Source organism: Caldimonas mangrovi (assembly GCF_023721835.1).
Taxonomy (GTDB): domain Bacteria; phylum Pseudomonadota; class Gammaproteobacteria; order Burkholderiales; family Burkholderiaceae_C; genus Caldimonas; species Caldimonas mangrovi.
This window is the reverse complement of sequence record NZ_JAMKFE010000008.1, coordinates 46,911-61,786: the sequence shown is the minus strand read 5'-3', so window position 1 is coordinate 61,786 and position 14,876 is coordinate 46,911. Positions and strand designations below refer to the sequence as shown.

20 protein-coding genes are annotated in these 14,876 nt (G+C 66.2%); 2 read left to right on the top strand and 18 right to left on the bottom strand.

Translation table 11 applies throughout. From position 1 onward, the window contains the following. Positions 1-13: 13 nt before the first annotated feature. The 18 genes from tatC to M8A51_RS14275 all read right to left on the bottom strand — a co-directional run bounded on the left by tatC (position 14) and on the right by M8A51_RS14275 (position 13,237). Entirely contained in the window at positions 14-805 is a 792-nt protein-coding gene (tatC, locus tag M8A51_RS14360) for a twin-arginine translocase subunit TatC (protein WP_251779158.1), read from the bottom strand. Continuing rightward, entirely contained in the window at positions 802-1,284 is a 483-nt protein-coding gene (gene tatB, locus M8A51_RS14355; RefSeq protein ID WP_251779157.1) for a Sec-independent protein translocase protein TatB, read from the bottom strand. The genes tatC and tatB overlap by 4 nt, the downstream gene beginning before the upstream one ends. A 66-nt stretch (positions 1,285-1,350) precedes the next feature. After that, complete coding sequence (gene tatA, locus M8A51_RS14350; RefSeq protein ID WP_251779156.1) at positions 1,351-1,584, bottom strand: Sec-independent protein translocase subunit TatA; 234 nt, start codon at positions 1,582-1,584, stop codon at positions 1,351-1,353. A gap of 34 nt (positions 1,585-1,618) precedes the next feature. Then, positions 1,619-1,966, bottom strand: coding sequence for a histidine triad nucleotide-binding protein (locus M8A51_RS14345; protein WP_251779155.1), 348 nt, complete (start codon positions 1,964-1,966; stop codon positions 1,619-1,621). A 9-nt stretch (positions 1,967-1,975) separates the two neighbouring features. After that, entirely contained in the window at positions 1,976-2,353 is a 378-nt protein-coding gene (locus tag M8A51_RS14340) for a DUF4870 family protein (protein WP_251779154.1), read from the bottom strand. Then, a complete protein-coding gene (locus tag M8A51_RS14335) occupies positions 2,350-2,694 on the bottom strand; it encodes a phosphoribosyl-ATP diphosphatase (RefSeq protein WP_251779334.1) in 345 nt (114 codons plus the stop codon). Before M8A51_RS14335 ends, M8A51_RS14340 begins: the two co-directional genes overlap by 4 nt. 5 nt (positions 2,695-2,699) lie before the next feature. Then, complete coding sequence (gene hisI, locus M8A51_RS14330; protein ID WP_251779153.1) at positions 2,700-3,089, bottom strand: phosphoribosyl-AMP cyclohydrolase; 390 nt, start codon at positions 3,087-3,089, stop codon at positions 2,700-2,702. A gap of 58 nt (positions 3,090-3,147) precedes the next feature. Next, the gene (hisF, locus tag M8A51_RS14325; RefSeq protein WP_251779152.1) at positions 3,148-3,909 is read right to left on the bottom strand and encodes an imidazole glycerol phosphate synthase subunit HisF; all 762 of its coding nucleotides are present in this window, start codon (positions 3,907-3,909) and stop codon (positions 3,148-3,150) included. 14 nt (positions 3,910-3,923) lie between these two features. Further along, a complete protein-coding gene (gene hisA / locus M8A51_RS14320; protein WP_251779151.1) occupies positions 3,924-4,673 on the bottom strand; it encodes a 1-(5-phosphoribosyl)-5-[(5-phosphoribosylamino)methylideneamino]imidazole-4-carboxamide isomerase in 750 nt (249 codons plus the stop codon). Between the two features lie 64 nt (positions 4,674-4,737). Next, complete coding sequence (hisH, locus tag M8A51_RS14315; protein ID WP_251779150.1) at positions 4,738-5,382, bottom strand: imidazole glycerol phosphate synthase subunit HisH; 645 nt, start codon at positions 5,380-5,382, stop codon at positions 4,738-4,740. Between the two features lie 2 nt (positions 5,383-5,384). After that, on the bottom strand, positions 5,385-5,993 hold the full coding sequence (hisB, locus tag M8A51_RS14310; protein WP_251779149.1) for an imidazoleglycerol-phosphate dehydratase HisB: 609 nt from the start codon (positions 5,991-5,993) through the stop codon (positions 5,385-5,387). Between the two features lie 142 nt (positions 5,994-6,135). After that, the gene (gene hisC, locus M8A51_RS14305) at positions 6,136-7,218 is read right to left on the bottom strand and encodes a histidinol-phosphate transaminase (RefSeq protein ID WP_251779148.1); all 1,083 of its coding nucleotides are present in this window, start codon (positions 7,216-7,218) and stop codon (positions 6,136-6,138) included. Between the two features lie 141 nt (positions 7,219-7,359). Continuing rightward, positions 7,360-8,739, bottom strand: coding sequence for a histidinol dehydrogenase (gene hisD / locus M8A51_RS14300; RefSeq protein WP_251779147.1), 1,380 nt, complete (start codon positions 8,737-8,739; stop codon positions 7,360-7,362). Between the two features lie 5 nt (positions 8,740-8,744). Then, positions 8,745-9,386 carry an ATP phosphoribosyltransferase gene (gene hisG / locus M8A51_RS14295; RefSeq protein WP_251779146.1) on the bottom strand — a complete coding sequence of 214 codons (642 nt, stop codon included), beginning with the start codon at positions 9,384-9,386 and terminating at the stop codon, positions 8,745-8,747. A 241-nt stretch (positions 9,387-9,627) separates the two neighbouring features. Beyond that, positions 9,628-10,899 (bottom strand): UDP-N-acetylglucosamine 1-carboxyvinyltransferase, encoded by a 1,272-nt coding sequence (gene murA / locus M8A51_RS14290; RefSeq protein WP_251779145.1) that lies wholly within the window; start codon positions 10,897-10,899, stop codon positions 9,628-9,630. A gap of 114 nt (positions 10,900-11,013) precedes the next feature. Beyond that, positions 11,014-11,289 (bottom strand): BolA family protein, encoded by a 276-nt coding sequence (locus M8A51_RS14285; protein WP_251779144.1) that lies wholly within the window; start codon positions 11,287-11,289, stop codon positions 11,014-11,016. A 224-nt stretch (positions 11,290-11,513) separates the two neighbouring features. Further along, positions 11,514-12,290, bottom strand: coding sequence for an ABC transporter permease (locus tag M8A51_RS14280; RefSeq protein ID WP_251779143.1), 777 nt, complete (start codon positions 12,288-12,290; stop codon positions 11,514-11,516). After that, entirely contained in the window at positions 12,287-13,237 is a 951-nt protein-coding gene (locus tag M8A51_RS14275; RefSeq protein WP_251779142.1) for an ABC transporter ATP-binding protein, read from the bottom strand. The genes M8A51_RS14280 and M8A51_RS14275 overlap by 4 nt, the downstream gene beginning before the upstream one ends. Before the next feature lie 109 nt (positions 13,238-13,346). On the opposite strand from M8A51_RS14275, the gene M8A51_RS14270 reads away from it, so the two are divergent. After that, entirely contained in the window at positions 13,347-14,009 is a 663-nt protein-coding gene (locus M8A51_RS14270) for a TetR/AcrR family transcriptional regulator (protein WP_251779141.1), read from the top strand. Between the two features lie 25 nt (positions 14,010-14,034). Beyond that, the gene (locus tag M8A51_RS14265) at positions 14,035-14,808 is read left to right on the top strand and encodes a hypothetical protein (protein ID WP_251779140.1); all 774 of its coding nucleotides are present in this window, start codon (positions 14,035-14,037) and stop codon (positions 14,806-14,808) included. Positions 14,809-14,876: the final 68 nt, after the last annotated feature.

Below are 14,876 nucleotides of genomic sequence, written 5' to 3'. Positions count from 1 at the left end.
TCAGAAGGGCCCGTCAGGCGGTGTCTTCTTCAGCGTCCGGGGCGCGCGTGTGCTTGATGAAGATCTGCGCCGCCCAGATGCCCACTTCGTAGAGCAGGCACATCGGGATGGCCAGCGCCAGCTGCGAGATCACGTCGGGTGGCGTGACGACAGCCGCGATGATGAAGGCCACGACAATGAAGTAGCTGCGAAAGGCTTTCAGCTTCTCGATGCTGACCATGCCCAGGCGTGCCAGCACCACGACGACGATCGGCACCTCGAAAGCCAGGCCGAAGGCAAGGAACATCGTCAGCACGAAGCTCAGGTAGGCCTCGATGTCCGGCGCGGCCGTGATGCTCTTGGGTGCGAAGCTTTGGATGAAACTGAACACCTTGCCGAACACGAAAAAGTAGCAGAACGCCACCCCGATGAGGAACAGCAGCGTGCTGGAGATCACCAGCGGCAGCACCAGCTTCTTCTCGTGGGTGTACAGCCCCGGCGCCACGAAGGCCCACACCTGGTAGAGCACCACCGGCAGTGCGATCAGGAAGGCCGCCATCAGCGTGATCTTCAGCGGCACGATGAACGGCGAGATCACGTTGGTGGCGATCAGCGTGCTGCCTTCTGGCAGATGGGCCACCAGCGGTGCGGCCAGCAGGTCGTACAGCCCTGCCGGCCCGGGCCAGAAGAACAGCGCACCGAACACGACACCGATGGCGATCACCGCCCGGATCAGGCGGTCGCGCAGTTCGATCAGGTGGGAGACGAAGGGCTGCTCGGTGCCTTCCAGTTCGTCGCGGTCTTTGTGGGGAGTGTTCTGGCTCACGAGCCGACTTTCGATGACGGCCGGTGCGGGCGGAAGCGCGCAACCCGGGCAGCGCCCGACTGCGCGTGCGTGCGCACGCCCTGGCGCTGCTTGTACCACTGCGGCGTCGCACCGCGCTTGAGCCGCCAGTTTTTCTTCGGGTGCTTGTATTCCGGCGGGGGCGGCTCCCAGCCGCCGCCCTGCTCGATCGCGCCGGCACTGCCGGTCGCGTCGGTCCAGGCTTTCTCGAAGTCGCCGGTGGCCTGGGACACCTCCTGCTCGACGTTGCGAGCGGCGTCCTCGAATTCGGTCTTCATCTTCTTGAGCTCGTCGAGCTCGATGGACCGGTTCACCTCGGCCTTGACGTCGGCGACGTAACGCTGCGCCTTGCCCAGCAAGTGCCCGACGGTGCGGGCCACGCGGGGCAGCTTCTCGGGGCCGATGACGATCAACGCCACCGCCCCGATCAGGGCCAGCTTGTCGAAGCCGAAATCAATCATGAGGCGAGGGAAAAAGGAAGGCCGGCGCGGGCGGGCAGCTCACGCCGGCGACACGCTGGGTGGAAATCAGGACTTGGTCTTGGCTTCGACGTCGATGGTCGACTTGTCGGCCGACTTTTCGCTCGTGACCTGCTGCGGCGGCGCTGCGGCGTCGCCGGACGAGCCGTCGCGCATGCCGTCCTTGAAGCCCTTGACCGCCCCGCCCAGGTCGGAGCCCATGTTCTTGAGCTTCTTGGTGCCAAACACCAGCACGACGATCAACAGCACGATCAACCAGTGCCAGATGCTGAAGGAACCCATGTCTTTCTCCTAACGACGAATACGAATTTTACGTTCAGCCCAGGTTCCAGGGCCGGGGACCGCCCATGACGTGGACGTGGAGGTGGTAGACCTCCTGCCCGCCATCGACGCCCGTGTTGATCACCGTGCGGAAACCGTTCGAGGCACCCTGCTCGCGTGCCAGCCTGGGCGCCAGCGTCAGGATGCGGCCCAGCAACGCCTGGTGCTCGGCCGTCGCCTCGTTGAGCGACGGCACATGCAGCTTCGGGATGATCATGAAGTGGATCGGCGCGTGCGGGCGGATGTCGTGGAAGGCGAAGAGCTCTTCATCCTCGTAGACCTTCTTCGACGGGATCTGCCCGGCGACGATCTTGCAGAAAACGCAGTTCGGGTCGTGGCTCATCTCTTGGCGTCAGGCTTGGATCGCGCGATTCTCGTTGAGGTTCAACCAGCCGCGCACGATACGGTACAGAAACCAGATGGAAATCACGAACCACGCAATCCATCCGGGCACGATCAACAGAAACCACAGCGGCAGCGTCAGCAGATACAGCGCGCCGGCCCACACCACCGTGCGGATGCGCCAGCGAAAGTGCGATTCCTGCCAGGTGCCGGCCGCGTCGTCTTTCTTGACGAGATCGAGCACGAAGGCGATCAGCAGCAGCACGATGCTGGCCTGCACGGTCGGCACCAGCGCGGCAACCGCAACGATGGCGTGCAGCAGGTAGCTGATGATGCCGATCGTCTTCAGGTGCCGGTCGCGTTCGCCCAGGTCGATGGTGTCGCTCATGGTGTGTGGCCTCCAGCGGGGGTACCGCGCTGCGCGAACTCCTGCAGGCCGGACAGGCCCTCGCGCCGCGCCAGCTCGGCCAGCACGTCGGCCGGGCGCAGGTTGAACGCGGCCAGCGCCACCATCGAGTGGAACCACAGGTCGGCCACTTCGTAGACGATCTTCTGCGGGTCGCCGTCCTTGGCCGCCATCACGGTTTCGGTGGCCTCCTCGCCGACCTTTTTCAGGATGGCATCGGTGCCCTTGTGGAACAGGCGCGCGACGTAGGACGTGTCCGGGTCGGCGCCCTTGCGCGATTCGATCACCTGCGCCAGCCGCTCGAGCGTGTCGTTGGAGGTCATGCCGGTCATTTGTAGATCCGCTCGGGGTCTTTCAAGACCGGTTCGACCACCTGCCATTGCCCGTCGCGGTAGACGTTGAAGAAGCAGGAATGGCGCCCGGTGTGGCAGGCGATGCCCGGCTCGTGACCGAGCTGCGTCACCTTCAGCAGCACGACGTCAGCATCGCAGTCGAGCCGGATCTCGTGCACCTTCTGGATGTGGCCGGATTCCTCGCCCTTGTGCCACAGGCGCTGGCGCGAGCGGCTCCAGTACACGGCCTCGCCCCGTTCGGCGGTCTTGCACAGCGCCTCGCGGTTCATGAAGGCGAACATCAGCACGTCGTTGCTGCCGACTTCCTGCGCGATCACCGGCACCAGACCTTGATCGTCCCACTTGACTTGTTCGAGCCACTCCATGGGGGGCAGTGTAGCAACCGCTTGTGACCGGATATCCAGCCTTGACGGTGCGGGTTTCTCAGCCCCTGACAGGGATACCGCGCCCGGCCATCACCGCCTTGGCCTCGGCCACCGTGTAGTCGCCGTAGTGGAAGATGCTGGCGGCCAGCACCGCGTCGGCGTGGCCCTGCTGGATGCCGTCGGCCAGGTGCTCCAGGTTGCCCACCCCGCCGGAGGCGATCACCGGCACCGGGACCGCGTCGCTGACCGCCCGGGTCAGCGCCAGGTCGAAGCCGCTTTTCGTGCCGTCGCGGTCCATGCTGGTCAGCAGGATCTCGCCGGCTCCGTGCTCGGCCATCCGGCACGCCCAGTCCACCGCGTCGAGCCCGGTGTTCTTGCGCCCGCCATGGGTATAGACGTCCCAGCCGCTGCCGTCGTCGCGGGCTTTTGCATCGATCGCGACGACGATGCACTGCGCACCGTATTTGTACGAGGCATCGCGGATCACCTGCGGGTTAACCACCGCGGCCGAATTGAAGCTGATCTTGTCGGCGCCGACGTTCAACAGCCGGCGCACGTCCTCGACCGTGCGCACACCACCGCCCACGGTGAGCGGAATGAACACCTGGCTGGCGACCGCCTCGATGATGTGCAGGATCAGGTCGCGTCCGTCGCTGGTCGCGGTGATGTCGAGGAAAGTCAGCTCGTCGGCGCCCTGTTCGTTGTAACGGGCGGCGATCTCGACCGGGTCGCCGGCGTCCCGCAGCTCGACGAAGTTGACGCCCTTGACGACGCGACCGCCGGTCACGTCCAGGCACGGAATGATGCGTTTGGCCAGCATGCCGGTGCCGTCGATCAGGCGAGGCTGCCGTTGAGTTCGTCGGCGCGCTGCTGGGCCTGCGCGAAATCGAGGTCGCCGCTGTAGATCGCGCGGCCGCAGATCACGCCTTCGACGCCTTCGTCCTGCACCGCGCACAGACGGTCGATGTCGGCCAGGTTGCTCAGCCCGCCGGAGGCGATGACCGGAATGGTCAGCGCCTGCGCCAGTTTCACGGTGGCGTCGATGTTGATGCCGGTCAGCATGCCGTCGCGGCCGATGTCGGTGTAGATCACCGCCTCCACGCCGTAGTCCTCGAATTTTTTCGCCAGGTCGATCACTTCGTGCCCGGACAGCTTGGACCAGCCGTCGGTGGCGACCTTGCCGTCCTTCGCGTCGAGGCCGACGATGATGTGCCCGCCGAAAGCGCTGCAGGCGTCTTTCAGGAAGCCCGGGTTTTTGACCGCCGCAGTGCCGATGATGACGTAGCTCAAGCCGTCGTCGAGGTAGCGCTCGATGGTGTCGAGGTCGCGGATGCCGCCGCCCAGTTGCACCGGGATCTCGTCGCCGACCTCGGCGAGGATGGCCTTGATGGCCGGTTCGTTGATCGGCTTGCCGGCGAAGGCGCCGTTCAAGTCCACCAGATGCAGGCGGCGGGCACCGGCTTCGAGCCACCGACGCGCAATCGCGGCCGGATCCTCGCCGAAGGTGGTGGAGTCGTTCATGTCACCTTGTTTGAGGCGCACGCACTTGCCGTCTTTCAGGTCGATGGCAGGAATCAGCAACATAGCCGAGGCAATGGTGGTGGTGGGAAAGCGGGTGGGGTGGAGAAGAGGAACGACTGCGCAGCGCTCAGGGCTTCCAGGTCAGGAAGTTGCGGTACAGGGCCAAACCGTGGTCTGCGCTCTTCTCCGGGTGGAACTGGGTCGCAAAAATGTTATCCCGTGCCACCGCGCAGGTAAAGCGTGTGCCGTACTCGGTTTCCCCGGTGCTGTGGTGCGGATGCTGCGTTTGCGCGTAGTAGCTGTGCACGAAATAGAAGTACGCGCCGTCGGGAACACCTTCCCAGATCGCGTGCGGCCGCGCCTGGAACACCTGGTTCCAGCCCATCTGAGGCACTTTGTAGCGGCTGCCGTCGGCCTGCAACTGCCCGTCGAGCCGGAAACGCCGCACCTGCCCGGGGATCAGCCCCAAACCGTCGGTCGGCCCTTCTTCGCTGCGTTGGAGCAGCATCTGCATGCCGACGCACACGCCCATCAGCGGCTTGTGGGCGGCGGCGTGCAGCACGGCCTCCTGCAGCCCGGACTCGTGCAGCTCGCGCATGCAGTCGGGCATCGCGCCCTGGCCCGGCAGCACGATGCGCTCGGCGGCGTAGACCTCGTCGGGGCGCGACGTGACGATCACGTGGACACCCGAGCCCTGTGCCACGTGCATCACCGCCTGCGACACCGAGCGCAGGTTGCCCATGCCGTAGTCGACCACCGCGACAGTGCCCATGGTCAGAGCGTCCCCTTGGTGGAAGGGATCACGCCGGCCATGCGCGGGTCGAGTTCGAGCGCCATGCGCAGCGCCCGGGCATACGCCTTGAACACCGTCTCGCACTGGTGATGCGCGTTCTCGCCACGCAGGTTGTCGATGTGCAGCGTCACCAGCGCATGGTTCGCGAAGCCCTGGAAGAACTCGTAGGCCAGCTGGGTGTCGAACCCGCCGATCATTCCGGACTTGAACGGCACGTGCATGGTCAGGCCCGGGCGGCCGGAGAAGTCGACTACCACGCGCGACAGGGCCTCGTCCAGCGGCACGTAGGCATGGCCGTAGCGGCGCAGGCCCTTCTTGTCGCCCACGGCCTTGGCCACGGCCTGGCCCAGCGTGATGCCGACGTCTTCCACGGTGTGGTGCCCGTCGATGTGCAAGTCGCCCTTGGCGTCGATCTCCAGGTCGATCAGGCCGTGGCGGGCGATCTGGTCGAGCATGTGGTCGAAGAAGCCGATGCCGGTGGACAGCTGCGCCTGGCCGGTGCCGTCCAGGTTGACGCGCACGCGGATCTGCGTTTCGGTGGTGTTGCGTGTGACTTCTGCCACACGTTCGGATGAAGTTGCTGTATTCATCGGGCTCTTTATGACGCTTTCGGGGACACCGCATACGTGAGGCGACGCAACCCAGCGGCCACCGCGGAGCCGGCTTCGCCGGGCCGCCAGTGGCGCCCCCTCGAGGAGGCACGCAAAGCGCGTAGGGGGTGGGCCAATTCCATCACAGGCTCTCACGCAGCGCGGCGATCATCAGGTCGTTCTCTTCGGGCGAGCCTACCGTCAGGCGCACACAGTTGGCAAGCAGCGGCGACGTGCTGCGGCCGACGCTCTTGATCAGCACCTTGCGCTGCTTCATGCCCTCGAAGGTGCGCTGCGCGTCGGGCACCCGCACCAGGATCATGTTGGCCTCGCTCGGATACGGGTGGACGCCGGGCATGGTTCCCAGTGCATCGAACAGGCGCTGGCGTTCGGCACGCAAGACCCGGGCCTGCCGCGCAAACTCGTCCTCGTGCTCGAGCGCGAACAGCGCGGCCTCGCAGTTGAGCACGCTGACGTTGTACGGCGGGCGCACCTTTTCGATCTGCTCGATCAGCTCGCGGCGCCCCATCATGTAGCCCAGCCGCACGCCGGCCAGGCCGAACTTGCTCAGCGTGCGCATCAGCAGCACATGGTCGTGGCGTGCGTAGCGGTCGACGTAGCTCTTGCTCGCGAACGGCTGGTAGGCCTCGTCGATGACCACCAGGCCGGGCGCCGCGGCAATGATGCGCTCGATGATGGCGTCGTCGAACAGGTTGCCGGTCGGGTTGTTCGGGTAGGCGATGTAGATCAGCGCGGGCCGGTGCTGCTCGATCGCCGCCAGCATCGCCGGCTCGTCGAGTTCCAGCGTGCCGGGCTGCAGCGGCACGCCGACGAAGTTCATCGCCTGCAGCTCGGCCGACATCTCGTACATCACGAAGCCGGGAGTGGGTGCCAGGATCGCCGCGCCCGGCAGCTTGCAGGCCATGGCCAGCAGCGAGATCAGTTCGTCCGAGCCGTTGCCCAGCATCAACGCCTGGCCATCCGGCATGCGGCTGTGCTTCGCCAGCGCCGCGCGCAGCACCTCGATGCGCTCGCCGGGGTAGCGGTTGATCGCGACCGCGCCCAGGCGCTCGCCCAGTTCGCGCTGCAGCTCGAGCGGCAGGCGGAACGGGTTTTCCATCGCGTCGAGCTTGACCATGCCGGCGCTCGGCTGCACGGCATAGGGGCGCAGCTCGCGCACGTCCTCGCGAATGTATTGCTCGATGCGTTGCGTCAGATTGAGCATTTCAGGTCTCCACAGCACTGTTTGTCGCGCGCACCCTGGCGCACGAACCGACCCAAGCCAAGTGACGCCGTGGAACCGGCTCCGCCGGGCCACCGGCGTCGCCCGCTTGAGGGGCGCGCGAAGCGCGTAGGAGGTAGTCCCTCATTTCAGGCTCCCCGGGGTCGTGTCGTTCAAGCGGAACTCGGCCGCCTGCGCGTGCGCCTGCAGGCCCTCGCCGTAGGCCAGTTCCGCGGCGATCTTGCCGAGCACCTGCGCGCCCTGCTCGCTTACCTCGATCAGGCTGGAGCGCTTCTGGAAGTCGTACACGCCCAGCGGCGACGAGAAGCGCGCGGTGCCCGAGGTCGGCAGCACGTGATTGGGGCCGGCGCAGTAGTCGCCGAGCGATTCGCTGGTGTAGGCGCCGAGAAAGATCGCACCGGCGTGGCGCAGCAGCGGCTCCCAGCGCTGCGGGTCGCGCGAGCTCACTTCCAGGTGCTCGGGGGCGATGCGGTTGCTGATCTCGCAGGCCTCTTCCATGCTGCGCGTGTGGATCAGCGCGCCGCGGCCTTCGAGCGAGGCACGGATCACGTCGCGGCGCGGCATGCCGGGCAGCAGCCGGTCGATCGCGGCCTTCACCTGCGCGATGTAGCCGGCATCGGGGCACAGCAGAATGCTTTGAGCCAACTCGTCGTGCTCGGCCTGGCTGAACAGATCCATCGCGACCCAATCGGCCGGCGTTGTGCCGTCGGCCAGCACCAGGATCTCGCTGGGACCGGCGATCATGTCGATCCCGACGACACCGAAGACGTGCTTCTTCGCACTTGCGACATATGCGTTGCCGGGGCCGGTGATCTTGTCGACCTTTGGAATGGTGGCCGTGCCGTAGGCCAGCGCAGCGACAGCCTGCGCACCGCCCACCGTGAACACGCGGTCCACTCCGGCCACCGCTGCTGCGGCCAGCACCAGCGTGTTGCGCTCGCCCTTGCCGCCGGCCGCTCCAGTGCCGCCGGTCGCAATGCTGCCCTTCGCCGGCGTGGGCACCACCATGATGATCTCGCCCACACCCGCCACCTTGGCGGGGATTGCATTCATCAGCAGGCTCGACGGGTAGGCCGCCTTGCCGCCGGGCACGTAGATGCCCACGCGGTCGAGCGGCGTGACTTTCTGGCCGAGCAGCGTTCCGTCGACATCGCGGTAGGTCCAAGAGCGGCCGCAGGCATCGAGCTGGCGCTGGTGATAGTCGCGCACGCGGTCGGCGGCGGCTTGCAAGGCCTCGCGTTGCCTGGGCGTGATCGCCTCGAGCGCAGCCTGCAGTTCGCCGCGAGGGATCTCCAGCGCGGCCACCGTCTCGGAGGTCAACCCGTCGAAACGCCGTGTGTATTCCAGCACCGCCTCGTCACCACGGGCGCGCACGTCGGCCAGGATCTCGGCCACGCGCTGCTCGATCGCATGATCCGTCTCTGCCGCCCAATGCAGCACGCGCCGGAACTCGGTGTCGAAGTCCTGCGTGGTGGTGGCGAGTTGACGGATCTGCACGGTCATGGCGTTCACCCTTTTTCGATGGCGTTGGAAAAGATGTCGATGAGTTGACGGATCGGCTCGCGCTTGATCTTCAGCGCGGCCTGGTTGACGACGAGGCGCGAGGAGATCTCCATGATCTGCTCGACCTCGACGAGGTGGTTGGCCTTCAGCGTGCTGCCGGTCGACACCAGGTCGACGATGGCGTCGGCCAGGCCGGTGAGCGGCGCCAGCTCCATCGAGCCATAGAGCTTGATCAGGTCGACGTGCACGCCCTTGTCGGCGAAGTGGTCGCGGGCGACGGTGGTGTATTTGGTGGCGACGCGTACGCGCGACCCCTGCTTCACCGCCGCGGCATAGTCGAAGTCGGCCCGCGCGGCCACGCTCATGCGGCACTTCGCGATGCGCAGGTCCAGCGGCTGGTACAGCCCCTGGCCGCCGTGTTCGAGCAGCACGTCCCTGCCGGCCACGCCCAGGTCGGCACCGCCGTACTGCACGTAGGTCGGCACGTCGGTCGCGCGCACCAGCACGACGCGCACGTCGGGCCGGCTGGTCGCAAGAATCAGCTTGCGCGACGTCTCGGGGTCTTCGGCGACCTCGATGCCCGCCGCCTTCAGCAGCGGCAGCGTCTCGTCGAAGATCCGTCCCTTGGACAGAGCCAGTGTGATCATGGTTGAACTTTGGTTCATCTGAGCAATTCCCTCACCGGACGAAACGCGCCCGGCCGATCGCGGACCTCCATCCAGCGGACACCGCGGAGCCGGCTCCGCCGGGCCGCTGGTGTCGCCCCCTCGAAGGGGGCTGAGCCCGGACACGAACAGTCCCTGCGGACTGTGCGTGCCTGGCAAAGAGGCTGACCGTCCCTGGTCAGGCGCGGGCTGCAAGCCCGCGAAGCGCATAGGGGGTGGGCCATCACTTCACGCGCTCGATGTCGGCGCCGATGCCGCGAAGCTTCGCTTCCATCTGGTCATAGCCGCGGTCCAGGTGGTAGATGCGGTCGACGATGGTTTCGCCGTCGGCAACGAGCCCTGCGATCACCAGGCTCGCGGAGGCCCGCAGATCGGTTGCCATCACGGTTGCGCCGGACAGTTGCTCGACGCCTTGCACCATGGCGGTGTGCCCGTCCACCTCGATGCGGGCACCCAGGCGCACCAGCTCGTTCACGTGCATGAAGCGGTTCTCGAAGATCGTCTCGGTGACCCTGGAGGCGCCCTCGGCCACGCAGTTGAGCGCCATGAACTGCGCCTGCATGTCGGTCGGGAAGGCGGGGTATTCGCTGGTGCGGAAGGACACCGCCTTCAGGCGGGCGTCGGATGTCACGCGGATGTGGTTCTCGCCGGCCTCGATGGCCACCCCCGCTTCGCGCAGCTTCTCGATCACCGCTTCCAGGTGGCTGGCGCAGGCGTTCTTCAGCACCACGTCGCCGCCGGTGGCCGCGACCGCGCACAGAAAGGTGCCGGCCTCGATGCGGTCCGGGACGATACGGTGGCCCACGGGGCCTGCCAGCCCGTGCAGCCGCTCGACGCCCTGCACGCGGATCTTGCTGGTGCCATGGCCTTCGATCTTCGCACCCATCGCGATCAGCATCTCGGCCAGGTCCGGAATCTCGGGCTCCTGGGCGGCGTTCTCCAGCACCGTCTCGCCGTCGGCCAGCGTCGCCGCCATCAGCAGGTTCTCGGTGCCGGTGACGGTGACCATGTCGGTCGTGATGCGCACACCCTTGAGCTTCCTGGCCTTGGCGATGATGTAGCCGTGCTCGACGGTGATCTCGGCGCCCATCGCCTGCAGGCCCTTGATGTGCTGGTCCACCGGCCGCGAGCCGATTGCGCAGCCGCCGGGCAGCGACACGGTCGCCTCGCCGAAGCGCGCCAGCAGCGGGCCCAGCACCAGGATGGACGCACGCATGGTCTTCACCAGGTCGTACGGGGCTTCGGGCGAGGTGACGCTGCCGGCGTCGATCAGCACCTGGTCGGGCTGCGACTCGCTGCGCTCGGCACGTGCGCCCATGTTGCGCAGCAGCTTCAAGGTCGTGTTGACGTCCTGCAGGCGCGGCACGTTGGTCAGCGTGACCGGCTCGGCGGTCAGCAGCGCCGCGCACAGCTCGGGCAGCGCGGCGTTCTTGGCCCCGGAGATCGTGACGTCACCGTTGAGCCGGCGGCCACCGTGTATGAGGAGTTTGTCCATGGTGTGTGCTGTGTGGGGCACACCACCCGCGCCACGCTGCTTGGGGACCCACCATCGCGCACCAGGCACGGCACGCGCGTCGAGTCCGCAACCGCGCCGCCGGGCGGTTGCCGGTCAATGGTGGTGGTGGGTGGCCGAGCGGGTGGCCGATGTGTCGGCCCACTCGGCAGGGGTCAGCGTCTTCATCGACAGGGCGTGGATTTGCTCGCGCATTCTATCGCCCAGTGCCCGATAAACGCACTGGTGGCGCGCCACGCGGTTCTTGCCCTCGAATTCGGGCGACACGATGGTGGCAAAGAAATGACGGCCGTCGCCTTCCACCTCCAGGTGCTCGCAAGGGAGCCCCTGGGCGATGTAGTCGCGCACTTCCTGGGGGGTGGGGTCGGCCATAAGGCTCGGATTATGGCGCACGGCGGGAAAACCCGGGCGCGACGTTAGGGTCTGTTGACATATGAATCACCCCTGCGTGGCGCTCCACAGAGGGCGCAATCTAGGCGCAAAGCGGAACCGGGGTCGGGCCCCGGTGAGCATTTGCAACGACGAGTGCGCCCTCTGTGGAGCGCCACCCGAAGGGCCGGGGCTGCAAGGGTGATTCATATGTCAACAGACCCTGGTCAATGACGCAGCTTGTAGCCCGAACGCAGCAGTTGCAACGCGATGGCCGCCACGACGACGAAGCTGGTGCCGACCACGCCCAGGCTGACCCAGGGCGAGACGTCGCTGATGCCGAAGAAGCCGCGCCGGAAGCCGTCGATCATGTAGAAGAACGGGTTCAGGTGGCTCACCGCCTGCCAGAAGGCCGGCAGCGACTGCACCGAATAGAACACGCCAGACAGAAAGGTCATCGGCATGATGATGAAGTTCTGGAAGGCCGCCATCTGGTCGAACTTCTCGGCCCACAGCCCGGCGATCAGGCCCAGCGAGCCCAGCATGCCGGCGCCCAGCACCGCGAACACCACGATCCACCACGGCTCGGCGAAGCTGGGCGGCGCGAACCAGACGGTGACGAGGAACACCCCGCCGCCGACCGCCAGCCCGCGCACCATCGACGCGCCGACATAGGCCGCGAACCAGGCCCAGTGCGACAGCGGCGTGACCAGCAGGAACACCAAGTTGCCGGTGATCTTGCTCTGGATCAAGGAAGACGAGCTGTTCGCGAACGCGTTCTGCAGCACGCTCATCATCACCAGGCCGGGGATCAGGAAGCTGGTGTAGCCGACCGAGTCGAACACCTTGACATGGTCTTCGAGCACGTGGCCGAAGATCAGCAGGTAGAGCACGGCCGTCAATACTGGGGCCGCAACCGTCTGGAAGCTGACCTTCCAGAAGCGCAGCACCTCCTTGTAGAGCAGCGTGCGCACACCGGCGAAACGGTCGAGCACGGCGTTCATGCCACCTGCTCCAGCCCGGCCGGGCGGGTGACGAAAGCGCTGGGCGAGGTATCGGCCTGCATGATCTCGAGAAACACGTCCTCCAGGTCGGCGCGGCCGATTTCGAGGTCTTCGATCTTGCAGCCGGCGATGCGCAGCGTCGCCAGGATGTCCTCGACCTCTTGCGCGTCGTGCGCCGTGATCTGCACGATGCGGCCGGTGACGCGGGCATGGTCGAGCGAGGCCGGCAGTTCGCCGTCCATCTTGAAGCTGAGCATGGTGCTGGCGGTGCCGGCCAGCAGCGCCGACGTGCGGTCCAGCGCCACCACCTGCCCGGCTTTCAGCATCGCGATGCGGTGGCACAGCGCCTCGGCTTCCTCGAGGTAATGGGTGGTCAGCAGCACCGTGTGGCCCTGGCGGTTCAGCCGCGCGATGAACTGCCACAGCGTCTGGCGCAACTCGACGTCGACACCCGCCGTCGGCTCGTCGAGCACGATCACCGGTGGTCGGTGCACCAGTGCCTGTGCGACCAGCACGCGACGTTTCATGCCGCCCGAGAGCTGCCGCATGTTGGCATTCGCCTTGTCGGCCAGCCCCAGGTTGGCGAGGAGCTCGTCGATCCAGTCGTCGTTGCACTTGACGCCGAAATAGCCGGATTGGATGCGCAATGCTTCGCGCACCGTGAAGAACGGGTCGAACACCAGCTCCTGGGGCACGACGCCCAGCTGTCGGCGGGCTCGTGCGTAGTCCGAGACCACATCGTGACCATGCACCCGCACCTGGCCCTCGGTGGCCCGCGACAGGCCGGCCAGGATGCTGATCAAGGTGGTCTTGCCTGCGCCGTTCGGCCCCAGCAGCCCGAAGAACTCACCGGGCTCGATGTCGAAGCTGACGTCCTTGAGCGCCTGGAACGGGCCGCGCGGACCTTTGTAGGACTTGCTGACGTGTTGAAAGCTGACGGCGGACATGAGGCGCAAATTGTAGGCAGCGCTCACCAATCGTGCTGGCGGCGGGTTGATCGCGGTTCCTGGCGCTGCCGGTTTTTGCTAGATTGGGCCCGGCTGGAGACAAGCACCGATGCCACCACAACAGAAGAAGCCCCGCCGCACGGCAGAACGCATCCTCGAGGTCACGCTGGATCTCTTCAACCGCTTCGGCGAACCCAACGTCTCGACGACGCTGATCTCCGCCGAGCTCAACATCAGCCCCGGCAATCTCTACTACCACTACCCGGCCAAGGACGAGCTGATCAACTCGCTGTTCGACCGCTACGAACGCACGCTGAACGACCTGCTGCACGCCGCCGACAACGTGAAGAACGTCGAGGACGCCTGGCTGTTCTTCCACATGCTGTTCGAGCTGATCTGGCAGTACCGCTTCCTGTACCGTGACCTGAACGACCTGCTGAGCAAGAACCGCCGACTCGAGACCCACTTCCAGTTCGTGCTGAAGAACAAGTCGCGCGCCGTGCAGGCGGTGCTCGACGGGCTGACCCGGCACAGCGCGATCCGCATCGACGCGCGCGAGGCCGAGCCGGTCGCGACCTCGATGGTGGTGGTGCTCACCTACTGGCTGAGTTACGAATACGTGCGCGACCCGCGCCGCGCGCTGGAGCCCGAAAGCGCCGGGGCCGCGATGATGCGCGGTGCCTACCACGTGCTCAGCCTGCTGATGCCCTACCTCGAGCCCGCGCAGAAGGAACACCTGCACGGGCTGGTCGGCAGCTACAACAAACCCTGACCCCCGCCACCCGGAGACAAGCACCATGGCCAAGTGGACCGCGTTCCCGTACGACAACACCGACTACATGTATGACGCCGCCGCGCTGAAAAAACACTGGGCGCGGCTGCATGCCGGCGACGCCGAGCCCTACCCGAAGGACAAGATCGTGGCCGAAGCCTGGGCGCTGTTCCATGCGGGCGAATTCCAGAAGGCGACAGAGGCCGGCCTGAAGGCGGGCGGCGCCGGCGTCACGGTGGCCAACAAGGCGCAATGCATCTACGCGACATACCTGGAGAAAAACGAGAAGAAGAAGCTGGAATTGTTTCTCGAGGCGGCCGAGCGCGCCGAGGCCCAGCAGGCCGAGGAGCCGAAAAACGCCAACGCCTACTACTGGCAGGCCTATGCGATCGGCCGCTACGGGCAAGGCATCAGCGTCGCGAAAGCGCTGGCGCAGGGGCTGGGCACCAAGGTCAAGAACGCCCTGGAGACGACCATCAAGCTGGCGCCGAAACATGCCGATGCGCACGTCGCGCTCGGCGCCTTCCATGCCGAGGTGATCGACAAGGTCGGCTCGCTGCTCGGCAAGACGCAGGGAGCGAGCAAGGACACCGGCCTGAAGATGTTCAAGGAAGCGCTGAACATCAACCCGGCCTCCGCGATCGCGCGCGTCGAATATGCCAACGGACTGGTGATGCTGGAAGGCGAGAAGAAGATGAAGGAGGCCGAGGCGCTGTACCAGGAAGCGGCCGAGAGCGAACCGATGGACGCGATGGAGCGGCTGGACGTCGAGATGGCGCGCACCGAGCTGGAGGAATGAGCACGCCTTGACGCTCGCCAAGTGCCGACCTCGGGGGCCCGCATGGACTGCGGGCCTTTGCTTGTCCA